This window comes from Pseudomonas sp. Irchel s3f7 (genome assembly GCF_900187615.1).
Classification (GTDB): domain Bacteria; phylum Pseudomonadota; class Gammaproteobacteria; order Pseudomonadales; family Pseudomonadaceae; genus Aquipseudomonas.
On the sequence record NZ_FYDO01000006.1, the window covers coordinates 96,712 to 118,785 of the forward strand.

Consider the following 22,074-nt stretch of genomic DNA (forward strand, 5'->3'; position numbering starts at 1 on the left):
TGGGCGCCAGCCTGCTGGCGATGACGACCTAACGGACGCAGTGCGAAATTAAGGCTTACGCTTACGCGGCCCAGTGTTGAACACCGGCACTTTGCGCACAGGCTTGATCGAAGGTTCCACTGGCGCCGCTTCCCCGCTATCGACCCATTTACCCAGATTGCGCTTACCACCGCCGCCACCGGATGCCTTGGGCTTCTTCGGTTTCTTCGGCTTCTTGACCACCTGACCGCTGGCATCGGTGTCCGGCACGCGGTGTTCGGGTTCAAAATCAGGCTCGCCCTGACGCTTCAAGGTCTGGCGCGTCAGCATCTCGATGGCCGACAGCAAATTCACTTCATCAGCACACACCAGCGAAATCGCCTCGCCGGTCGCGCCCGCTCGGCCGGTACGACCGATGCGATGGATGTAGTCCTCGGCCACAATCGGCAGGTCGAAGTTGACCACCAGCGGCAAGTCTTCGATATCCAGGCCACGGGCGGCCACGTCGGTAGCGACCAGGATCTGCACTTCACTGGCCTTGAAACGGTCCAGTGCGCGCTGACGGGTTGCCTGGGGCTTGTCGCCGTGGATGCCATCGGCGTTGATGCCCAGGCCCTGGAGTTTTTCCACCAGCGCGTCCACGCCGTTGCGGGTCTTGGCGAACACCAGCACTTGCTTCCACTTGCCCTTGCGCATCAGGTGCACGAACAGTTCCGGCTTGCGCTTCTTGTCCACCGTCACAATCCATTGCTTGACGGTGTTGGCCGCGACGTTGCGCGGGCTCACTTCAACGGTCAGCGGGTCGTTGAGCATCTGCCCGGCCAGCAGGCGGATGTCGTCGGAGAAGGTCGCGGAGAACAACAGCGTCTGACGTTTCTTCGGCAGCGCACGGTAAATGTTCGCCAGCTCCTCGGAAAAGCCCAAGTCGAGCATGCGATCGGCTTCGTCCAGCACCAGGGTTTGCAACTGGTTGAACTTCAGCGCGTTCTGGCGGAACAGGTCGAGCAAACGCCCCGGGGTTGCCACCAGCAGATCAACGCCGCTGCGCAGCTTCATCATTTGCGGGTTGATGCTGACGCCGCCGTACACCGCGTAAGTGCGCAATGGCAGGTTTTCGGCGTACTGGCGCACGGCTTCGTGAACCTGTTCCGCCAGTTCGCGGGTTGGCACCAGGATCAGCGCACGCACCGAGTTGGCCGTGACTTTCGGCCCTTCCATGGCCAGCAGTTGCAGCAGCGGCAAGGCGAAACCGGCCGTCTTGCCGGTGCCGGTCTGGGCGGCGGCCATCAGGTCGCGACCGGCCAGCACCGCCGGAATGGCTTGCGCCTGAACCGGCGTCGGAGTCTGGTAGCCGAGCGTCTCGAGGGAGCGCAGCAAGGGTTCGATCAGGCCAAGGGTGGCGAAAGTCATGGGAGTACCGTAGGAAAAATCAGCGCGGGTGTGCAATGCCGCGCAGTTTACCCTAATTCACGCGGGATTCTGTCGGCACTGCCGTCACCACTGGCCGTTGCGGTGCACGACGCCACTGCGGCAGGCCGATCAACACCACCGCACTGATGATCACCAGCATGGCCAGCGCTTCTTCGATGCCGATGGTTTCACCGACAAACACGATGCCCAGCAACACCGCCACCGCCGGGTTGACGTAGGCATAGCTGGTCGCTGCCGCCGGGCGCACGTGCTTCAACAAGTACATGTAAGCGTTGAAAGCGATGATCGAACCGAACACGGTCAGGTACGCCAACGCGGCCCAGCCTTCAATCGGCGGCATTTTTTCCAGGTGTTCCCCGCTCACTGCGCTGGCAATCAACAACACGACGCCGCCCACCAGCATTTCCACCGCGCTGGCCATCGCGCCCTGAGGCAACGGCAGGTGTTTGCTCCAAACAGAGCCAAAGGCCCAGGTCGCCGCTGCAAAAATCAGCAACGCCGCCCCCAATGGACTCGATTGCAGGTTGGACCCCAGGTTGAGCATGGCGATGCCGATGATCCCGAGCACAATCCCGGCCCATTCGAGACGGGTATTACGTGCGCCCCAGAAATATCCGCAGAGCAAGGTAAACAGCGGCACCGTCGCCACCGCCAGCGCTGCGACGCCGGAAGCAACGCCGGTGTGTTCCGCCACAGTGACCGCGCCATTGCCACACGCCAGCAACAAGATCCCGATGATGCCCGCGGCTTTCCATTGCGCCCAGGTCGGTGCCGGTACCCCGCGCCAACGCAGGTAGGCGTACATCAGCGTCCCGGCAATCACGAAACGAACGCCCGCCAGCAGCAACGGCGGCCAGTACTCCACGCCAATGCGAATCACCAGATAAGTCGAACCCCAAATCACGTACAACGCGAAAAAGGCAGCGATCAACGGTAAGGGAAAACGACGGAGGCCAGGCATGGGGAGCAGCTCGCAGGCAAGACAAGTGAACGGCTATTCTAGAAAGGCCAACGGCGGAAAATAAGTTACAAAACGTGTTTATAGGGCCGGTACACTTTTCAAACCACGGAGATTATTGCGCTAAGCCGTGCTTTCGAAAGTCAGTCATTTTCAGGAGTCGCCACCATGGACAAATACGACCGCATGCTGCTCAGCGCCCTGCTGGAAAACGGTCGCGCGTCCTACGCGGACCTGGCGCGCAAGGTCAACCTGAGCGCCCCGGCGGTGGCCGAACGCGTGGCCAAGCTCGAAGCCAGCGGCGTGATCACCGGGTACCAGGCGAAAGTCGACATGGCCAAGCTAGGCCTGCCGATCCAGTGCGTGATCGAACTGCGCCTGAACCAGCACGGCAACCAGAAGGCCTACGACGACCTGATCAAAATCCCGCAATTGACCGAGTGCCATCGGGTGACAGGTGATCCGTGCGTGATCATGCAAGCGGCGGTGGGCTCGATGCCGGAGCTGGAAGAGCTGATCAACCGGATTGCCACGTTCGGGTTCAGCAAGACGTCGATTGTGTTGTCGAGTGCGATAGAGAAGCGCGTGCCGTTGGGGCATATCGAAGGCAATGGCAAATAGTTACATGTAGGCGCTGGCTTGCCAGCGATGACGGATTCAAATTCAAACCCAATGCTGGCTGATTCACCGCTTTCGCCAGCAAGCCGACTCCTACAGGGGATGTGCGGTGTACTCGGGGTCAGCGATAGCGCTGGAGATGCTCGGTTACTTTCGCGGCCGGTACTTTCTGCAACTTGCACAGCAAATCATGGGACAGCTCGCGCAAGCCATGCTTCTGCAACAACTCTTCGGCGAGGTGTGTGGTCAGGTTGGCCGCCATCTCGGCATCGGCCATGGCCCGGTGGGCCTTGCCGGTATTGGGCAGGTTGGCAAACGTGGTGAGGGTGCCGAGTTTGTGGTTCGGCGCCGCAGGCATCAGGCGTCGGGCCAACAGCAACGAGCACGCGAAGTTCTGCAACCGCGTGCGCTTGATCCGCCCCAGTTCGAAGTCCCAGAACTTCTGGTCGAACGCGGCGTTGTGCGCCAGCAACGGCGTGGTGCCCACGAACTCGTTGACCTCGTTCATCACCTGCTCCGCCGATGGCGCCGTGCGCAGCATGGCGTTGCTGATGCCGGTGAGTTGCTCGATGAACGCCGGGACGCGCACGCCGGCGTTCATCAGGCTCTGGTAACGCTCGACGATGCGCCCCTGTTCAAGGATCACCACGGCGATTTCCGTGGCCCGGCAGCTGCTGCTTGGGGAGATCCCGGTGGTTTCAAAGTCGATGACTGCGATGCGTTCCAAACCTGTTTCAACTCCGTAAAAATCAATTCTTGAGCAGCAATGCGCCTTCGATCGGCACGTAGCGGCTGGCGGCGCGGATCAGCGAGTTGGCGGTCAGGCCCGGCACCCCGTAGGCCACCGCTTGCACGCCGTGCTTGTTGATGATGCGCTCGAGCAGCATGTCGAAATCACCGTCGCCGGAGGCCAGGACGACTTCGTCGACATGGTCGGCGGCGTCCATGATGTCGAGGGTGATACCCACGTCCCAGTCGCCCTTGGCCGAGCCGTCGCTGCGTTGGATATAGGGTTTGAGCTTCACGGTGAAACCGAGGTTGCGCAGGATCTGCTGGAACTGCTGCTGCTTGCTGTCGCCACGATCGATGGCGTAGGCATAGGCTTCAACGATTTCACCCTGTTTGCTGATGTCAGCCCACAGCGCAGCGTAGTTGAAATGACAACCATAGGCCTGACGCACGGTGTAGTAGAGGTTTTGGACATCGGCGAACACTGCGATTTTTTTCACCGGCTTTCCTCAAGGCTGAAATCAGGCTCCAGGCCCGAAAGGCGCCCAGTATGCCAGCGTCGAGGAATATTCCGCGAATAATCGGCTATGTGGCGAGGGAGCTTGCTCCCGTTGGGGTGCGAAGCAGCCCACTTGCTTTAGAACCCAAGGGGACTGCTACGCAGTCCAGCGGGAGCAAGCTCCCTCGCCACAGGTGTGTCAGACGAAGGAATCGTCGTCGCCGCTGAAGAATGATTCATCGCTGTAATCGGCGTCGTCGAAGCCGCCCTGATCGTTGCCCGCCATGCGCTGGTCATCGCCCCAGGTGTTGTTGCTCTGGTCGTTGACCTGGGCCGGCTCTTCCTTGATGACTTCGACGACTTCCTGCGGTTGCTGATTGTGCTGGAACAGGCTGCTGATGCCTTGTGCCAGCATCACACCACCCGCCACGCCCGCAGCCGTTTTCAGTGCCCCGCCGAGAAAACTGCTCCCGGCCGCTGCTGGCGCCTGAGGGGCGTAATTCTGCTGCGCTGCTCCGAAGTTCTGCTGTGAGCCGAACGACGAACGCCCCGGTTCACGCCAGCCCGCGTTCGAAGGTGGCGCACTCTGGGTTGGCGCGGGCTGTGGATCGCGGGAAGCGCCGCCGAAGATGCTCGACAAAAAGCCACCGCTGCTCGGTGCTGAAGCCGGGGCCGACTGTGTCCTGGCCTGTTGCAGCTCAGCCTGCAATTGCTGGACCTGCTGGGTCAGTTGCTTGTTCTGTTCATCGAGACTCTTGATCGCCGCCTCTTGCACCAGAATCGCCTGGGTCATGAAATAACCTGCCGCCGGCTGGCGCGTCAGGTGTTCCTTGATCCGCGCCTCGGCCTGGGCGTCGCGCGGGGCTGCGTCCGTTTCGGCCTGTTGCAGCCGGGAAAACAGTCCATCGATCAGGGTTTGTTCTTCGCTGTTCATGGCGACCTCGTAGATTGCCGGGAAAATCGTTGCCTTCATCCATTGAGGATAAGCTGCTCGACCTTAATGGAGGCTGAAACAAGATGTTTCAATGTCCTTTACCGAACGTTTACGTTTGCTTACGCCTGCACATCATCGGTTACAGTGTGCACCTGATTACAACCAGCGATACCGACTGATGAATCCGTTAGATGTACTGCGTGACTCCCTGTATTTCTTCAAGCGCAATCTGGGTCAGATCGTGCAGCTGTGCCTGCCGCTGGTGATCCTTGAAGCGTTGCTGCAACAGGTGGTTGATCATTCCACCGAGCCGGACAGTTTCCCCGGCATCAGCGTGATCGTCGGCCTGCTGGTGTACCCGTTGTACACCGCCGCACTGATCCTGTTTCTCGATGCCCGCAGCCGGGGCGAATCGCCGAGCAACCGCGAGCTGCTGTCGCGGTCCGCCTATCTGTGGCCACGCTTTGCCCTGCTGACGGCCCTCAACACCGTGTTGATTCTGCTGGGCCTGTCGCTGTATTTCCTGCCGGGCATCTACCTGATGGTGACCTTGGCATTCGGCGAATACCTGCTGGTCCTGCGGGGCCTGGCGCCACTGGCGGCGATGAAAGAAAGCCTGCGCATGACTAAAGGTCACTTCATGCGCATCCTGCTGTGCATCCTGTGTGTGATGGGGCCGCTGTGGCTGCTCAAAGGCCTGACGCTGGCGGCGTACCCGGAACCTCAAAACCCGGTGGTTTCCATACTGATCGACAGCGCCCACAGTTTCCTGCAGCTGTTCACCAGCGTGGTGCTGTTCCGACTGTTCATGCTGATCAGCCCACTGCCCGAGAACAATGACGCACCGCTCTGACCTTGGGCGCAGTCATCACTCTCGAGTATGCTCGGGAACAATTTTGTAACGCTAATAAGCCGAGCCATGACCCGTCTACTGCGCTACACCCTGCTGGGCCTGACGATGTTGATCGGTCTGATCGCACTGTCGATCTACAGCCTGACCTGGCGCCCCGAGGCCAAGGAAGTGCTGGCGGTCAATTGCAGCGACCAGGCACCGACGTTGGCGCCCGGCCAGGCGCTGAAGGTGATGACCTGGAACGTTCAGTACCTGGCCGGCAAGCGGTATGTGTTCTGGAATGACTTGGCCGCTGGCACCGACGACAGCCCTACGCCGGAAGACATGGCCTTCAGCCTCGACGAAGTGGCGCGGGTGATTCGAGACGAGCAACCGGACATAGTGCTGTTGCAGGAACTCGACAACGGCGCCAAGGCCAGCGGTTACCAGAACCAGCTGAAACTGTTACAGGAACGGGTCGCCGACTTGTATCCGTGCAGCACCAGCGCCTTCGACTGGAAGGCCGATTTCGTCCCCAACACGCATATCTTCGGCAGCGTTGGCCGGCAGTTGGCAACCCTGAGCCGCTTCCAGATCGAACATGCTGAACGGCTGCAATTGCCGGTCGCCTCGACCAACCCAATCAGCCACCAGTTCCAACCGAAAGACGCCTTGCTGGTGGCTTACTTGCCGTTGAGTGACGGCGGGCAAATAGCGGTTCTGAACACCCATCTGGAGCGCTCGGCCCAGGCCGACGATACGCTGCAAACCCAGGTGAGCGCCGTGGCCAAGGTGCTCGACAAGCTCGAAAGCCGTGGCACACCGTGGCTGATCGGCGGCGACTTCAATCTGTTGCCGCTGGGCCAATACCGACGCCTGCCCGACACGCAACGCACGCCCTACTCCGCCGACAGCGCCTTGCATGTGTTGTGGGACAAATACCCGATGATCCCGAACAACAACGAGGCCGGTGGCGTCGACCGCGAACGCTGGCTGACCCACTACCCGAATGATCCGAGACTGAACGGCCCGGACCGGACCGCCGACTACCTGTTCTACAGTCCGCGAATCAAACGGGTCGAAGCACAGGTCCGGCAGGACGATACGTTGCGCATCTCCGATCACCTGCCGGTGATTGCACGGTTCCTTCTACCGGCTGCGCCTTAACGCATAACCTGTATGAGCTGGCTTGCCAGCGATGACGTAGTGTCAGTCGACATCATCGTTGAATGATCAATCGCCATCGCTGGCAAGCCAGCTCCTACAGGGGATGTGCGTTGGCGGCTTAATGCACCTCCTCCAGATCATCATGCAGCAGGCCGAAAATCTCGCGCTTCATCTCGATGAAGGAGCGCTCCATGACCATGTCCAGATTGCGCGGACGCTCGATCGGCACGTCCAGAATCCGCTTGATCCGCCCAGGTCTGGCGCCCATGACGTAGACCCGGTCACCCAGCAGAATCGCCTCGTCGATGTCGTGGGTCACGAACAAAACCGTCTTCTTGCTGTTGCCCCAGACCCGCAACAACAGCTGCTGCATTTGCAGGCGGGTCTGGCTGTCGAGGGCGCCGAAGGGTTCGTCCATCAGCAGGATCTGCGGATCGTTCGCCAACGCCCGGGCTATCGCCACGCGCTGCATCATGCCGCCGGAAAGCTGCTTGGCGTAGTTGTCGGCAAAGCCGCTCAAACCCACCTCATTGACGTAGTAATCGACGATGTCCTTGCGTTGCGCCGCCGGCATGCCGCGACGTTTTAGGCCGAACTCGACGTTCTGCCGCACGGTCAACCATGGGAACAGCGTGTAGCTCTGGAACACCATCCCGCGATCCGCACCGGGGCCTTCGACCTGCTGACCGCCAACGTAGATCTCGCCTGATGTCGGTTCGGCCAGGCCAGCGGTGAGGTACAGCAAGCTCGACTTGCCGCAACCCGAAGGCCCCACCAGTACCGCAAATTGCTGGTCTGGTACTTCGAACGACACTTCCTCCAACGCGGTAAAAGTGCCGCCATCGGGTTTCTTGTAACGCAGGCTGACCTTGTCCACCTTCAGCCGCGGGGCATTTACCGGGGCAGCCTGAGGGGCGACAAAACGATGAGTGGCGGCGGTTACTGAGCCCATGCGGTGATCCTCAGGCGAAGGAAACGGAACAGTTGATCGGTGAACAGACCCAGCAGGCCGATGATCGCGATGGCGAGGAAAATCACATCCACCTGAAAACCACGCATGGCCTTGAGGCTCAGGTAACCCAGGCCACTGGAAGCGGCGACCAGTTCAGCCACCACCAGGTAAGTCCAGGCCCAGCCCATGGTCACACGCAGGGTGTCGAGCACACCTGGCAGGGAAGCCGGGGCAATCACGTGCAGCACCGCGTCACGACGGTTCGAACCGAGGGTGTAGGAAGCGTTGATCAAGTCCTTGGAGATACCTTTGGACACGTCCGCGATCATCACCAGTTGCTGGAAGAACACACCGAAAATAATCACCGACACCCGCTGCTCCAGACCGATGCCGATCCACAGGATGAACAGCGGCACGAACGAGGTCACCGGCAGGTAGCGAATGAAATTCACCAGCGGTTCAAGGAAGGCCTGGACGATGCGAAAGCTGCCCATCAGCAAGCCCAACGGCACCGCCACCAGAGACGACACAATGAAGCCGACCATCACCACTTCGACACTGGCCCACACATGCTGGCCAAGGGTGCCGTCGCGGCCTAACCGCACGGCGGCTTCGACCACCGCGCCCGGTGTCGGCAGGAACATGCCCGGCACCACGCCGCCGTAGGACAACCCGGCCCACAGGCCGACCAACAACACCCAGGCCAGGCCGCTCGCGCTCCAGATCACCGAGACCGGCAAACCGGTCTTGGGCGTGATGCAGCGGCTCAGCCATGAATTGCGCTTGAACATGCAGCCTCCTAGAGCGGGGTGACGAAACGGTTGTCGATCAGGTCGTCATTGCTGACGTTGTACGGTTTGCCTTGCAGCTCGCTGGCGGTCTCGTTGGCCAATTTGATCAGCGGTGCGCTGTCACCCGGCTTGCCCGGCGAGCCCAGCAGTTTTTCGCTCATCGCCTGATCGTAGAAACGTACGCCTTGGGCGGCGGCTTCCAGCTCTTTCGGATCGGACAGGTAACCGCCGACACCCTTGGCCATGATTTTGTAGGCTTCTTGCGGATGATCCTTGGTGTACTGCACGGCTTTGTACAAACCGGCCACCAGGGCCTTGACGTCTTCCGGCTGTTTTTCGATGACCGAGCAGTTCAGTGCCACCACGTCGACAATCACGCCTGGGGTACTGCTGCTGTCGATCAGCACCTTGCCTTGCTGCTTGTCGCGCACCATCGACAGGTGCGGTTCCCAGGTCACGGCGGCGGGTACGCGGCCGGCGATGAATGCGGTGGCCGCGTCGTCGGCCGTCATGTTCTGCACGGTGATGTCGCTCATGCTCATGCCGTGTTTCTTCAGCAGATAGGACAGCCAGAATTGCGAGGTCGAACCTTCGTTCACCGCAACGGACTTGCCCTTGAGTTCCTGCAGGCTCTTGACGTCCTTGCCCACCAGCACGCCGTCGCCACCATGGCTGTCATCCAGCGCGGCCACGGCCTTGAAGCAGAATTGCGGACGGTACTTGAGCACTTCGTCGATGGTCGACGCCGAGCCCGACAACTCGCCGGACGCTTGTGCGGCCATGTACATCGCCGCTTCCTCGACCACCGGCAACTCGACGGTCAAACCGTTTTCCTTGAAGTAGCCCAGGTCCCGGGCCAGGTACAAGGTGCCGTAGCCGACCCAGGTGGTATGACCGATAGACAAGGTGCCGGCCTGGACGCTGGTGGCGACCGTCGCGGCGATGGCGGTGACCGCCAGTGGATAAGTGATGCGTGTGAGCAAGGACTTGGTCATGGAGCACTCCCAAAGCTGTTGATTTAGTTTTGTCATGGGCAGTACGGCGAGCCCTGAATCGGCTGCGACCTGGGGTCTCTAAGGGACCCTTCGATGGGCAGCATTCGGTGGGCTGGCGAGATCGATGTTGGCCCATGGGAGGGCTTAGGAAAATGAGGAAATATGTGGATGTGGACGATGAAAAAACTGCTTAGCGCGCACCGGAAAAGAGCGCTGCGGGCGGGGATGCCCGAGGTGGGTGCAGAACCTGGAGAATGTGTTGAATGTGCAATAGCGATCGCCGGCAAGCCAGCTCCTACGGTTCTTTGTCGCACCCAAAAAACAGGGGCGACGCAAAACCTGTAGGAGCTGGCTTGCCGGCGATCAAGGTCCGAAGGACCTTCAGGCGATATCAGAGCCGGCCGTATTCCTGCGCCGTGCGATCCATCGCTTTCAGGGTCTTGCTGATCAGTTCGTCAATCTCTTCACGGCTGGCAATCAACGCCGGCGCCATGATCATCCGCCCCAACGTCGAACGAATGATCACACCCTCCTCGAAACCAATCGTGCGGCAGCGCCACGCAATGTCGTTCTCGTTGGCAAAGCGTTTGCGGCTGTCTTTGTCTTCGGCCAGTTGCAGTGCCGCGACCATGCCCGTGCCCTGGATATCACCCACCAACGGGTGCTTGCCGAACACTTCGCGCAGGCACTGTTGCAGGTAGGGGCCGATGTCGTCCTTGACCCGCGTCACCACGCCTTCATCACGCAAGGCCTTGAGGTTGGCAATCGCCACCGCCGCCGCCACCGGGTGTCCGGAATAGGTCAGGCCGTGGGCAAACACACCGCCCTGCTCCACCAGTACCGTGGCCATTTTCTTCGACAGGATCAAGCCACCCATGGGGATGTAGCCCGAGGTCAGACCCTTGGCGATGGACAGGGTGTCCGGCTCGAAACCGAAATACTCATGGGCGAACCATTCGCCGGTACGACCGAAGCCGCCGATCACTTCATCGGCACACAGCAGCACGTCGTACTTGCGGCAGATGCGTTGGATTTCCGGCCAGTAGCTTTCCGGCGGGAAGATCATCCCGCCAGCGCCCTGAAACGGCTCGGCGATGAAGCCAGCGACCTTGTCTGCGCCCAGTTCAAGAATCTTCGCTTCCAGTTGCTGTGCTGCGCGAAGGCCAAATTCGGCCGGCGTCAGGTTGCCTTCGTGGGCGAAGAAGTACGGCTCGTCGATGTGCTCGATATCCGGAATCATGCCGCCCATTTCGTGCATGAACTTCATGCCGCCCAGCGCCGTCGCGGCCAGGGTCGAACCGTGGTAACCGTTCCAGCGGCCGATCATGATTTTCTTCTCGGGCTTGCCGAGCACCTGCCAATAACGACGCACCGTACGGATCAACACCTCGTTGGCTTCGGAGCCGGAGTTGGTGTAGATCGCGTGGCTGTAGTGAGCTGGCAGCAGGCTGAACAGCAGCTCGGACAGCTCGATCACCTGCGGGTGGGTGGTGTGGAAAAACATGTTGTAGTACGGCAACTGCTCCAGTTGCTGGCTCGCCGCGAGGGCCAGGTCCTTGCGCCCGTAACCGAGGTTGGTGCACCACAGCCCGGACATGCCGTCGAGGTAACGCCGACCGTCGTTGTCCCACAGGTGCAGGCGTTCGCCACGGACCATCACCCGTGGCCCCTCGTCGTTGAGGGCTTTCTGATCGACGAACGCATGGATGTGGTGCGCAGCGTCGGCGGCCTGGTAGTCGCGGGTTTCACGTGGTGTGGTCATCGCCGGTTCTCCGTTTTGTTATCAGCGCAATTGAAACCAGGTGGTCTTCAACTGGGTGTATTTATCGAATGAGTGCAGCGACAGGTCGCGACCGAAACCGGACTGCTTGCCGCCGCCAAAAGGTACGGTCACGTCCAGCGCATCGACGCTGTTGACCGACACCGTGCCTGCTCGCAATTGTCGCGCCACCCGGTGGGCGCGGTTGAGGTCGTCGGTCCACAGCGAAGCCGCCAGACCGTAGACGCTGTCGTTGGCCAGTTGCAACGCGTGGGCCTCGTCGTCGAATGGCGTGATCGCCAATACCGGGCCAAACACTTCATCGCGAAACAACGGCATGTCCGGCGTCACGCCGGTAAAAATTGTCGGCTGAATGAAGTTGTCGGAGCCGTTGAAAATCGACTGCCGACCGCCACAGACTTTGGTCGCGCCTTGCTGTTCGGCCTGCTGGATGAACTTCATGATGCGCGCGGTCTGACGATTGTCGACGATGGCCCCGGCGGCGCTCGACGGGTCCAGCGGGTCGCCCGGCAGCCAGCGTTCGGCCTGGGCCTTGAGGCGCTCGACAAACTCGTCATGAATCGAACGCTGCACCAGCAACCGCGAATTCGCCGAGCACACTTCGCCCTGATTGAAGAAGATGCCGAACGCGGCTTTTTCGGCGGCTAGATCGAGGTCCTGGCAATCGGCGAACACCAGGTTCGCGCTCTTGCCGCCGCACTCCAGCCACACCTGCTTGAGGTTCGATTGCGCCGAGTACTGCATGAAATATTTGCCGACTTCAGTGGAGCCGGTGAACACCAGGCAGTCGACGTCCGGGTGCAGACCGAGGGCCTTGCCGGTTTGTTCGCCGAGACCCGGCAGCACGTTGAGCACTCCTGCTGGAATCCCCGCCTCTAGCGCCAGCTCAGCCAGGCGCAGAGCGGAAAACGGCGACTGCTCGGCAGGTTTGAGAATGACGGAGTTGCCAGCGGCCAGGGCCGGGGCAAGTTTCCAGGCGGCCATGTCCAGCGGAAAATTCCACGGCACCACGGCAGCCACTACGCCAAGGGCTTCGCGGGTGATGGTTGCCAGCACGTTGTGCGCACTGGGTGCGACCTGATCGTAGAGTTTGTCGAGGCTTTCGGCGTACCAGCGGAACACCCCGGCGGCACCCGGCACGTCGATGTTGTAGGCGTCCGTGACCGGTTTGCCCATGTTCAGCGAATCGAGCAGCGCCAGTTCTTCACGGTTTTCCAGGATCAAGTCGGCCAGGCGCAACAGCACTTGCTTGCGTTCGCTCGGTGACCGCGCAGCCCAGGTGCCGGCCTCGAAGACTTGCCGCGCATTGCGCACTGCCACATGCACATCTTCTTCGCCGCACGCGGCAACGTTGGCCAGGCATTGCCCGGTGGCAGGATTGATCGCGGCAAACGTCTGCCCCGACTGCGCCGGGAGGTGCTGACCGTCGATCACCGCCAGGTCGGGAAACCGCAGCGTAGCGGCCTTGCGTTGCCAATACTCAAGCTCGAACACGTTCAGATGCTCCGGTGGACATTCTTGTGTATTGGATAGTCGCTCAGGCCCAAGCGGTGGAAAACCAGTAAATATGTGTTCGCAGGCCAACAAAAAACTGCTTAGCCAATCTCCCCACTGGCGCAGCATGTGGTTATTGTTCAAACACAACAAATCGCCACCCGAGCGGATCGGGGTGGCGCGCAAATTGCCAGGATGACTGATCCGCTCTTCCCCGAGGTTTGCTGTGGCTGCCTACAATCTGCGTCAACTGAAATACTTCATCACCACCGTCGAGTGCGGCAGCGTCGCCGAGGCCTCGCGCAAGCTGTACATCGCCCAGCCATCGATCTCCACCGCCATTAAAGGGCTGGAAGACAGCTTCGGCGTGCAACTGCTGATTCGTCACCATGCACAGGGCGTGTCATTGACCCCCAGTGGTGCACGCTTCTACCGCAAGGCCCAGGAACTGCTGCGCATGGCCAAGGAGTTCGAACAGAACGCTTTGGCCGACAACGATGTGGTGTCCGGACAAATCGATATCGGCTGCTTCGAAACGGTCGCGCCGCTGTACCTGCCGCAATTGATTGCCGGGTTTTCGGCGTTGTACCCGGGGGTGGAAATCCGCATCCGCGACGGCGAGCAGCAAGAGCTGGTGCAAGGCCTGACGTCCGGCGCGTTCGATCTGGCGATCCTGTATGAGCACGATCTCGACGGCACCATCGAGACCGAACCATTGATGCCGGCACAACGGCCTTACGCGCTGCTACCGGCCGATCACCGCTTTGCCCAGCAGGCGCAGGTGTCGCTGCGGGATTTGTGCCTGGAACCGATGATTCTGCTGGACGTGCAACCGAGCCGGACCTACTTCGTCAGCCTGTTCGATGAGCTGGGCCTGACCCCACGCATCGCCTTTAGCTCGCCTTCCATTGAGATGGTGCGCGGCATGGTCGGCCAGGGATTCGGCTTCTCGATCCTGGTCACCAAGCCACACTCGGAGTGCACCTACGACGGGAAGAAAGTGGTGTGCGTGAACATTGCAGAAGAGGTCACCGGTTCAGGGCTGGTGGCGGCATGGCTCAAGCGCGGGCAACTGACCAAACCGGCGCAGTTGTTTGCCGATTATTGCCGCGAACAACTCACCGCCAAATCCGAAAGCTCACACCCTCCCCTGTAGGAGCTGGCTTGCCAGCGATGGCGTCATCCAGGCCGAAGCAAGTCTCAAGGGCCTCTTCGCCGGCAAGCCGGCTCCTACAAGGTATGCGCGCAGCGTGCTATCGGCGTTTGAATTATTTACGCGGTTTGATCCGCGCAGTGGCCTCAGCCACCAGTGGATCGTCCGGCCAATAATGCTTCGGATAACGCCCCTTCAAATCCTTCTTCACCTCGGAGTAGGTGCTGCGCCAGAAGTTCGCCAGATCCTGCGTCACCTGCACCGGTCGCCGTGCCGGGGACAACAGGTGCAGTTTCACCACTTGCCGGCCACCGGCGATGCGCGGGGTTTCGGCCAGGCCGAACAACTCCTGCAACCGCACTGCCAGAATCGGCGGTTGCTCGCTGTAGTCCAGCCGGATCGACGAGCCCGACGGCACGTTTAAATGGTGCGGCGCCAATTCGTCGAGGTGTTGCGGCAGCGGCCACGGCAGCAGGTTGCGCACGATGCTCGACAGGTCGAGATTGGCAAAATGACTGAGCCGCGAGACTTTGCCCAGATACGGCATCAACCAGTTTTCGAGACTCTTCAGCAACGCGGCATCACTGACATCCGGCCATTCGCTTTCGCCCTTGGCGGCCAGATCCAGTTGCCGCAACATCGCGACCCGCGCCTGCCACTGACGCAGCTCCGGCGTCCACGGCAAAAGCTCCAGACCTTTGCGTCGCACCAGATTGACCAGCGCCTGGTTGCGGGCGCTTTCGTCGAGGCCGGTCAGCGGTTCGCGGCTGAGGATCAGTTCGCCAACCTTGCGCTGACGTTCGGCGCGCAGCACGCCCTCGCGTTCGTCCCAATCCAGTTGATCGACGCAGCGAACCTGTTCGGCCAGCACTGAATCGAACAGCGCCGGATCGAAATCCGTCGCCAGATAAATCCGTTCTTCACGCTGCCCCTGACGACTGCCCAGATCGGCAATCACCAGCCACGGTTGTTTCATCAAACTGTCGGCTTCGGCGAACAACGCGGCGCGACCGTTGGCCAGGCGATACTCCGCGCCACCGGCCCGGCGCTGTTGGGCCACGCGGTCTGGATAGGCCAGCGCCAGCAATGCGCCGAGCCAGCGCGGATGATCCGGATCGCTGACCGGCTCCGAGGCTTTACCGCGCAGATAACCGCGATATTGTCGCGCCAGTTGCCGGGCTCGTTGTACCCCGCCCTGCGCACCGCGAGCGGCACGTTCTTCGCCAGACAACAGCGTCAACCGACTGTGCAGATCCGCCCCGGCGCCACGCAAAATATCGCGTTCGCCAAGCAGCGCCGCGACATCGCAAGCCATGTCCGCCAACCCCAGCGCCTGACCACGCAACAGCAAATGGGCGATGCGCGGATGCGCCGGCAGCTCGGCCATGGACTGACCGTGACGGGTCAGCGTTTCCCCCTCCAGCGCACCGAGGCGCTGCAGCAAATCCTGAGCCTGTGCATAAGCGGCCGCAGGCGGCACGTCGAGCCACACCAATTGCCCCGGTGTCACGCCCCAACGTCCCAGTTGCAAGGCCAGCCCCGCGAGGTCCGCCGAAAGAATCTCTGCACTGCCGTAAGCGGCCAGTTGCTCGTGCTGATCCTGCGACCACAAGCGATAACACACACCCGGCTCCAGTCGCCCGGCACGACCCGCGCGCTGGGTGGCACTGGCCTTGGAAATGCGCTGCGTGTCGAGGCGGGTCATGCCGCTGCCCGGATCGAAACGCGGCACCCGCGCCAGCCCGGCATCGATCACCACGCGCACGCCGTTGATGGTCAAACTGGTTTCGGCGATGTTGGTGGCCAGCACCACTTTGCGCTTGCCCGCGGGTGCCGGATCGATCGCCGCACGCTGCGCGGCCAGGTCCAGTTCACCGTGCAACGGGCAAAGTAAGACCTGAGTGTTTTCGCCCAACGCATCGGCCAGTTGTTGATGCACGCGCCGGATTTCAGCCTGCCCCGGCAGGAACACCAGCACGCTGCCGGTCTCGTCGTTCAAGGCTTCGAGGATGGTCTGCACCAGACGCGGCTCGATGAATTCACCGGACTGGAACGGCCGCCCCCAACGCATCGCCACCGGGTACATGCGCCCTTCGCTGCGCAGGATCGGCGCGTCGTCGAGCAACCCGGCGAGGCGCTCGCCTTCGAGCGTGGCCGACATCAAGAGGATTTTCAGCGGCTGGTCATCACGGAACAATTCCCGGCCATTGAGGCTCAGGGCCAGCGCCAGATCAGCGTCGAGGCTGCGCTCGTGGAATTCATCGAAGATCAGCAAGCCCACGCCATCCAGCGCCGGGTCATCCTGCAGGCGCCGGGTAAGGATGCCTTCGGTGACCACTTCGATGCGCGTGTTCGGGCCGACCTTGCTGTCGAGTCGAATGCGATAACCCACGGTTTCGCCGACCCTCTCGCCCAACTCGCTGGCCAGCCGTTCGGCCGCGGCGCGCGCAGCCAGGCGACGCGGTTCGAGCATCAGGATGGTCTGCCCGGCCAGCCAAGGCTCGTTCAGCAAGGCCAGCGGCACGCGGGTGGTTTTACCAGCGCCGGGCGGTGCTTCGAGCACGGCTTCGTGGCGTGCAGCGAGGGCTTCACGCAGGGCGGGTAAAACTTCATCAATCGGCAAAGAAATCATGCTGGCTCCCAAACAGAGGCGCGAGTATAACGGCGAACTGCAAGGCGTTCGTCAGGGTCTTAACTCTTACAGACGACGTTTCGTTTTGAGATTACCCAGGAGATTTCATATGCGTGCTCCCTTTCGCCTGATCGGCGGTGTTCTGGTCGCAACCTTGCTGACTCAAGTGACCGCTTGCGGTTCGATCTTCTACCCGGACCGACGTGGCCAGATCGACGGCAAGATCGACCCGGCCATTGCCGCGCTCGATGCCGTGGGCCTGCTGTTCTATATCATTCCCGGTTTGATCGCATTTGCCGTGGACTTCGCCACCGGGGCGATTTACTACGCGCCGGGAGAGACTGCGCAAGTTGCACCGGAAAAACTCAAGGAAGCCATCGGCGCCGACGGCAAAGTCGATAACCACAAATTGCAGACTATTCTGGAACGTGAACTGGGCCGCAGCTTCCCGCTGGACGATCCGCGTCTGATCCAGAGCAAGGGCAGCGCCCAGCAGCTGGCGATGCTCGGCCTGCAACCGTCCGCGTAACCCGTACGTGTGAAGGATCACTTTAAGGAAATGCTCCCCCTATGACCTCCAGCGCCGAACACGCCCGCCTGCTGCGGCTGGCCACCCGCGCCTCGGTGGCGGTGGCGTGCACCCTGATCGTCGCCAAAGCCATCGCCTGGTGGCTGAGCGGTTCGGTGAGCATGCTCGCCGGCCTCACCGACTCGACGCTCGACGGCGTCACGTCCTTGCTCAACCTGCTGGCGGTGCATTACGCCTTGCGCCCCGCCGACAATGATCATCGCTACGGGCACGGCAAGGCCGAGTCGTTGGCGGGCATGGCCCAGGCGCTGTTCATTGGTGGCAGTGCGGTGCTGATTGCATTGCAGGCCTACGAGCGGTTGAAACACCCCGAACCCGTGGGCGCGCCGTGGATCAGCATCGCGGTGATTGTGTTCTCGCTCGCGCTGACTGTGGTGTTGTTGATGTTTCAACATCGGGTGGTCAAGGCCACCGGCTCCAACGCGGTGCGCGCCGACTCCCTGCACTACCGCTCGGACCTGCTGCTCAACGGCAGCATTCTGATCGCGTTGGTGCTGGCCGGGTTTGGCCTGCATCAGGTCGACCCCTGGTTCGGTCTGGGAATCGCCGCCTACATTCTCTGGAGCGCGGTGCAGATCGCCCGGGAGAGTTTTGCAGTATTGATGGATGAAGAACTGCCGCCGGATGTCAGCCAGCACATGCTGGAACTGGCGTGCAGCGTGCCGGGCGTATTGGGTGCGCATGATCTGCGCACCCGAATCTCCGGCAACCAGTGGTTTGTGCAATTGCATCTGGAGTTGCCGGGAGAGCTGACGTTGTCAGTCGCCCACGGTATCAGCGACCAGGCCGCGGCAGCCATTCACAACGCCTACCCGCGAGCCGAAGTGCTGGTGCACGCCGATCCGAAGGAAGTGGTTAACGCCGCCAGGGCTGGCTAGTTCACCTGATAACCGCGACTGCTCAGGCAGTTGCCTTGGGCCTGCTGGTAGCCTTGCACCACGCAAGGGTCTGGCCGATAGGTCGCCGTCTGCGGGCAAATCCGCTCTGCTGCACCGCGTATAGGTAGCACTCGTAACCGTCCCGATTGACCTGCTCCGGCGACTGGCCGTTGGCCGGATACGCCATCACGTCGCACGTTAGTGACAAACCGCTGTATGCGGGAACGAATCTCGATATCATTCGCAATTAGGCAAGGTTGCCTCGCTGATGACGTGTCATTGACACGAAATACGCGCTATCAGGAGATAGAAGATGCATGTTAAATCGGTAACATTCGCTGCAACCCTCCTTCTTTCAGCCCACGCTGCTGCCATGGCAGAAAATCAGGCTTCGTTTGACAAAGATCTTGTAAAGGATCTGTCGCAAGTCTTGGTTACCAACCCTACCTCCAAAACAGCTCCCTTAGCCCAGCAACAAGCAGGGCATATGGTTGCTGTGACTACTTGCAAGCTGTTCATGAAGCCGCACCCGCTTGCTTGCAACTAAGTTTACTCCACTCGAGACCGGCAATCGCCGGTCTCTCCTTTGAACTAGGGGCGAGCGTGAAAATCATAACAATTGGGGGCGGTGAAATTTCACAGCTCGAAACTTTAGAACTGGATTCTTTTATCTGCAGTCAGACAGACAAACGCGAGCCGAAAGCCCTCTTTATCCCAACCGCAAGTGGCGACGCAGAGGGATACTGTAAAACTTTTCAGCATATCTATGGCAAGCAGCTTGGGTGCAAAGTTGATTTTCTCCTGACTACAAAATCAAACTTCTCTCAACAAGATGCGATACAAAAAATTCTAACTGCTGACCTTGTGTATGTGGGCGGCGGAAATACGCAAAAGATGCTCAAAATCTGGCGAGACTACGGAATCGATCTGGCCCTTCGCCAAGCAGGACAAAATGGCACAGTCCTGTCTGGCCTGAGTGCTGGAGCGATCTGCTGGTATGAAGCAGGGCTTAGCGACTCGGATCGGTTCTCAGCCGTTGAAGGTTCAAGCTGGAGCCTGAAGCGGCTTGAAGGGCTGGGTTTTCTGCCGGGCGTTTTCTGCCCTCACCTCGATAAAGAGCAGAGACATGAACCTCTGCTGAATCTTGTTGGCTCCTCCGGAGAAAGGGCCGTTGCTTGTGACAATGGCGCTGCGATCTTCTGGGAGAATGGTGTCGCTCGAGTCTTCACTTCTCTCCCTCGCGCATACGCTTACATCTACACCGAGCAGTCTGGTGAGGTGCGCGCTGATCGATTTGCCTCGGGTGAAAAACTGCCATTGTGATCCCTCAAGCCGTCCAAACGTAAAGGGTGACCGCATCCACCCTCCCCCGTCATGGCCGGGGAGGGGGTACCCGTTTTCTACCGAGGTGAGCGAGATTAGCGGGGCATCAAGCTGCTCCATTTTTTGATTGCTGGACTCAGCAGCCAATCCCACCGGCTCCCGCCCCAACGGCTTGTCCACACCACCGACGGCGTCCGCGCCAAACCCATGCACTCATTTACTGGGGCGTTTCGACATCTCCCCGACGCACCAACAACTCAAACACATCCCGCAGCCCCCCCCATGACCAGATCATCCCGCAAAATCAGGCTCTGAACTTTCGACTAATAAGCCGATTCGAGGGAAAAGAGGGCGACGATTTCTAGATGCAATTCCATGAGTGAAAACCTTGATGAATGTCGTACTGACCGAGGAAGTGAAAATCAAAAAATCGCTGGCAAGCCAAGCCTTACCGGCCAGCGGTGGACGGGGTGGCTTATTTGCGCAAAGAAAAAGGGGAGACCCGTCGGCCTCCCCTTGAGAACTTCGTCCTGGCTCAACGCTTTTGACGTTGGCTCACCTCACGCCGTCTTCTGGACAGTGTGTAGCTCGGGGGCCAGCACATCCCCGGTGGGGGGTGGCGGCCGCAGCTGGCCTGATTCGGCGAGTTGCAGTGGACTGTTTGTCCGAGCAGTGATTCTGGTGATAAGAATAGGCCTGGAGCGCCGGCAGAGGATTGCGAAGATTGCTGATTTAAACATCACTTGCGCAATTTTTAACCCTGGATAGATAATCCACCGCAATAGTTACGACAAAGGACTGATTGATGAGCAAGCTCGACCGTTATGACCTGAGTATTTTGGCGGAATTGCAGCGTGACGCGCGCATCTCCAACCAGGAGCTGGCCGAGCGCATCGGCCTGTCGCCTTCGCCGTGCTCGCGACGGGTCAAGCAACTGGAGGACGACGGCTACATTTCCCGCCAGGTCGCCCTGCTCGACCGCAAAATGCTTGGTCTGAGCCTGACCGCCTACGTGCTGATCGGCATGGACCGTCACACGCCGGAGCGTTTCGAGAACTTCGAAGCGGCCATTCGCACCTTGCCGCAAGTGCTCGAATGCAGCCTGGTGACCGGGATGGACGCCGACTACCAGCTCAAGGTTGTGGTGCCGGACATGGATCACTATCAGAAGCTGCTGCTGGGACACCTGACCCGGATTGAAGGCGTGACCAGTGTGCGCTCGAGTTTTGTGCTCAATCAGGTATTGAACAGCACCGAACTGCCGTTGACTCATCTGCGCAGTTGAGGACGCTATCGCTGGCAAGCCAGCTCCTACAGGTTTTGAGTCGGTCACAATGTTGTGACCGGCGCTAGACCTTGTAGGAGCTGGCTTGCCGGCGATGGGGCCGGCACAGGCGACGAATGACTGCGACACACCGACGCAGGTCAATACTGCACGCTGCCTGCCGGGCGTATACTCCCCGCGCCCTTTTTAGCCGCGTGCGCGCTGGAGATGTTCGATGGATCCTGCAGTATTCGAAGAGTGGATGATGACCGGACTGGTCAGCATCCTGATCATTTTCATGGGTTTCATCGTCTGGGATCTGGCGAAGAAGTCCAAGGCCGGGCGCTTTGGCTCGTTCATTCTGTTCTTCGTGCTGGGCCTGGGCGTGGCAGCGTTCATCATCAAGAGCGTGGTGATCGGCCTGATCGAATCCGGCACGTTATAAGCGCGCCGGTACTTCCTTCCACTGGCCCTGATCGAGCCCTTCGATCGTCCAGTCGCCGATCCTGACCCGCACCAGGCGCAACGTCGGCAACCCGACCGCCGCCGTCATGCGCCGCACCTGCCGGTTACGCCCTTCGCGAATCACCAGTTCCAGCCAACTGGTTGGCACGCTTTTGCGGAACCGTACCGGCGGGTTGCGGGGCCACAATTCAGGCTCATCCAGTTGTCGCGCTTCGGCAGGTAACGTCATGCCGTCATTCAATTCGACCCCGTCACGCAAGCGCTGCAATTGCTCAGTGCTCGGCTCGCCTTCGACCTGAACCCAATAGGTCTTGGCGAGCTTGTGTTTCGGATCAGCGATGCGCGCCTGAAGCTGGCCGTCGTTGGTCAGCAACAACAAGCCTTCGCTGTCGCGGTCCAGACGCCCTGCCGGGTAGATCCCGGGAATGTCGATAAAGTCCTTGAGCGTCGCCCGCCCTTCGCCGTCGCTGAATTGCGTCAGCACATCGAACGGTTTGTTGAACAGGATCAGTTTCGGCTCGGCTGGCGGAGCCTTGGCGACACGGCGCGGGGCTGCAGCAGAAGGCTTCGCGCCAGGGCGGCGGGAAACGGGGCGTTGAGGACGGGACATG

22 protein-coding genes and 2 pseudogenes are annotated in these 22,074 nt (G+C 60.5%); 10 read left to right on the forward strand and 14 right to left on the reverse strand.

The annotated features are described in order from the left end of the window. Window positions 1-48 precede the first annotated feature (48 nt). Window positions 49-1,389, reverse strand: a complete 1,341-nt coding sequence (locus tag CKW19_RS06930) for a DEAD/DEAH box helicase (RefSeq protein WP_095057219.1) — start codon at window positions 1,387-1,389, stop codon at window positions 49-51. Between the two features lie 52 nt (window positions 1,390-1,441). After that, complete coding sequence (yedA, locus tag CKW19_RS06935) at window positions 1,442-2,371, reverse strand: drug/metabolite exporter YedA (RefSeq protein WP_095057220.1); 930 nt, start codon at window positions 2,369-2,371, stop codon at window positions 1,442-1,444. Between the two features lie 165 nt (window positions 2,372-2,536). Here yedA and CKW19_RS06940 point away from each other — a divergent pair, with 165 nt between their 5' ends. After that, window positions 2,537-2,989 carry an Lrp/AsnC family transcriptional regulator gene (locus CKW19_RS06940; protein ID WP_007990688.1) on the forward strand — a complete coding sequence of 151 codons (453 nt, stop codon included), beginning with the start codon at window positions 2,537-2,539 and terminating at the stop codon, window positions 2,987-2,989. A gap of 118 nt (window positions 2,990-3,107) precedes the next feature. Here CKW19_RS06940 and CKW19_RS06945 read toward each other — a convergent pair whose 3' ends face one another. The 3 genes from CKW19_RS06945 to CKW19_RS06955 all read right to left on the reverse strand — a co-directional run bounded on the left by CKW19_RS06945 (window position 3,108) and on the right by CKW19_RS06955 (window position 5,148). Then, entirely contained in the window at window positions 3,108-3,713 is a 606-nt protein-coding gene (locus tag CKW19_RS06945; protein WP_095057221.1) for a PolC-type DNA polymerase III, read from the reverse strand. Between the two features lie 22 nt (window positions 3,714-3,735). Next, entirely contained in the window at window positions 3,736-4,215 is a 480-nt protein-coding gene (locus CKW19_RS06950; protein WP_095057222.1) for an NYN domain-containing protein, read from the reverse strand. Between the two features lie 198 nt (window positions 4,216-4,413). Further along, on the reverse strand, window positions 4,414-5,148 hold the full coding sequence (locus CKW19_RS06955; RefSeq protein WP_095057328.1) for a DUF2076 domain-containing protein: 735 nt from the start codon (window positions 5,146-5,148) through the stop codon (window positions 4,414-4,416). A gap of 178 nt (window positions 5,149-5,326) precedes the next feature. On the opposite strand from CKW19_RS06955, the gene CKW19_RS06960 reads away from it, so the two are divergent. After that, window positions 5,327-6,001, forward strand: coding sequence for a YciC family protein (locus CKW19_RS06960; protein WP_095057223.1), 675 nt, complete (start codon window positions 5,327-5,329; stop codon window positions 5,999-6,001). 66 nt (window positions 6,002-6,067) lie between these two features. Then, window positions 6,068-7,147: an endonuclease/exonuclease/phosphatase family protein gene (locus CKW19_RS06965; protein WP_095057224.1), complete on the forward strand. Its 1,080-nt coding sequence runs from the start codon at window positions 6,068-6,070 to the stop codon at window positions 7,145-7,147. A gap of 118 nt (window positions 7,148-7,265) precedes the next feature. Here CKW19_RS06965 and CKW19_RS06970 read toward each other — a convergent pair whose 3' ends face one another. The 5 genes from CKW19_RS06970 to CKW19_RS06990 all read right to left on the reverse strand — a co-directional run bounded on the left by CKW19_RS06970 (window position 7,266) and on the right by CKW19_RS06990 (window position 13,159). After that, window positions 7,266-8,099, reverse strand: a complete 834-nt coding sequence (locus CKW19_RS06970) for an ABC transporter ATP-binding protein (RefSeq protein WP_095057225.1) — start codon at window positions 8,097-8,099, stop codon at window positions 7,266-7,268. Continuing rightward, a complete protein-coding gene (locus CKW19_RS06975; RefSeq protein ID WP_053162649.1) occupies window positions 8,087-8,890 on the reverse strand; it encodes an ABC transporter permease in 804 nt (267 codons plus the stop codon). Before CKW19_RS06975 ends, CKW19_RS06970 begins: the two co-directional genes overlap by 13 nt. 8 nt (window positions 8,891-8,898) lie before the next feature. Further along, a complete protein-coding gene (locus tag CKW19_RS06980) occupies window positions 8,899-9,885 on the reverse strand; it encodes an ABC transporter substrate-binding protein (RefSeq protein WP_095057226.1) in 987 nt (328 codons plus the stop codon). A 391-nt stretch (window positions 9,886-10,276) separates the two neighbouring features. After that, entirely contained in the window at window positions 10,277-11,647 is a 1,371-nt protein-coding gene (locus CKW19_RS06985; RefSeq protein ID WP_095057227.1) for an aspartate aminotransferase family protein, read from the reverse strand. Between the two features lie 21 nt (window positions 11,648-11,668). After that, window positions 11,669-13,159 (reverse strand): aldehyde dehydrogenase, encoded by a 1,491-nt coding sequence (locus CKW19_RS06990; protein ID WP_095057228.1) that lies wholly within the window; start codon window positions 13,157-13,159, stop codon window positions 11,669-11,671. A 226-nt stretch (window positions 13,160-13,385) separates the two neighbouring features. On the opposite strand from CKW19_RS06990, the gene CKW19_RS06995 reads away from it, so the two are divergent. Next, on the forward strand, window positions 13,386-14,315 hold the full coding sequence (locus CKW19_RS06995) for a LysR family transcriptional regulator (protein WP_095057229.1): 930 nt from the start codon (window positions 13,386-13,388) through the stop codon (window positions 14,313-14,315). Window positions 14,316-14,427: 112 nt separating this feature from the next. Here the strand turns inward: CKW19_RS06995 and hrpB are convergent, their stop codons facing one another. Beyond that, window positions 14,428-16,944 carry an ATP-dependent helicase HrpB gene (gene hrpB / locus CKW19_RS07000; protein ID WP_095057230.1) on the reverse strand — a complete coding sequence of 839 codons (2,517 nt, stop codon included), beginning with the start codon at window positions 16,942-16,944 and terminating at the stop codon, window positions 14,428-14,430. Window positions 16,945-17,053: 109 nt separating this feature from the next. Between hrpB and CKW19_RS07005 the strand changes: the two genes are divergently transcribed. After that, the gene (locus CKW19_RS07005; RefSeq protein WP_095057231.1) at window positions 17,054-17,473 is read left to right on the forward strand and encodes a polyribonucleotide nucleotidyltransferase; all 420 of its coding nucleotides are present in this window, start codon (window positions 17,054-17,056) and stop codon (window positions 17,471-17,473) included. 41 nt (window positions 17,474-17,514) lie between these two features. Continuing rightward, window positions 17,515-18,411, forward strand: coding sequence for a cation diffusion facilitator family transporter (locus CKW19_RS07010; RefSeq protein WP_095057232.1), 897 nt, complete (start codon window positions 17,515-17,517; stop codon window positions 18,409-18,411). On the opposite strand, the pseudogene CKW19_RS29000 reads toward CKW19_RS07010, so the two are convergent. After that, window positions 18,408-18,604, reverse strand: a pseudogene (locus tag CKW19_RS29000) (glycine zipper family protein); the annotation flags it as partial. The gene CKW19_RS07010 and the pseudogene CKW19_RS29000 overlap by 4 nt on opposite strands. A 120-nt stretch (window positions 18,605-18,724) precedes the next feature. Between CKW19_RS29000 and CKW19_RS07020 the strand changes: the two are divergent. Both CKW19_RS07020 and CKW19_RS07025 read left to right on the forward strand, forming a co-directional pair. Continuing rightward, entirely contained in the window at window positions 18,725-18,958 is a 234-nt protein-coding gene (locus CKW19_RS07020; protein WP_060543287.1) for a hypothetical protein, read from the forward strand. 56 nt (window positions 18,959-19,014) lie between these two features. Then, window positions 19,015-19,734 (forward strand): peptidase E, encoded by a 720-nt coding sequence (locus CKW19_RS07025; protein ID WP_159953404.1) that lies wholly within the window; start codon window positions 19,015-19,017, stop codon window positions 19,732-19,734. A gap of 87 nt (window positions 19,735-19,821) precedes the next feature. On the opposite strand, the pseudogene CKW19_RS29005 reads toward CKW19_RS07025, so the two are convergent. Next, window positions 19,822-20,111, reverse strand: a pseudogene (locus CKW19_RS29005) (hypothetical protein); the annotation flags it as partial. A 428-nt stretch (window positions 20,112-20,539) separates the two neighbouring features. Here CKW19_RS29005 and CKW19_RS07035 point away from each other — a divergent pair. Together CKW19_RS07035 and CKW19_RS07040 are read left to right on the forward strand one after the other, a co-directional pair. Further along, complete coding sequence (locus CKW19_RS07035; protein WP_007937367.1) at window positions 20,540-21,019, forward strand: Lrp/AsnC family transcriptional regulator; 480 nt, start codon at window positions 20,540-20,542, stop codon at window positions 21,017-21,019. Window positions 21,020-21,233: 214 nt separating this feature from the next. Further along, window positions 21,234-21,443, forward strand: coding sequence for a DUF2788 domain-containing protein (locus CKW19_RS07040; protein ID WP_039594082.1), 210 nt, complete (start codon window positions 21,234-21,236; stop codon window positions 21,441-21,443). Here CKW19_RS07040 and CKW19_RS07045 read toward each other — a convergent pair. Continuing rightward, window positions 21,438-22,073, reverse strand: a complete 636-nt coding sequence (locus tag CKW19_RS07045; RefSeq protein WP_095057233.1) for a pseudouridine synthase — start codon at window positions 22,071-22,073, stop codon at window positions 21,438-21,440. The two genes, CKW19_RS07040 and CKW19_RS07045, sit on opposite strands and share 6 nt — an antisense overlap. Between the last annotated feature and the right edge of the window lies 1 nt (window position 22,074).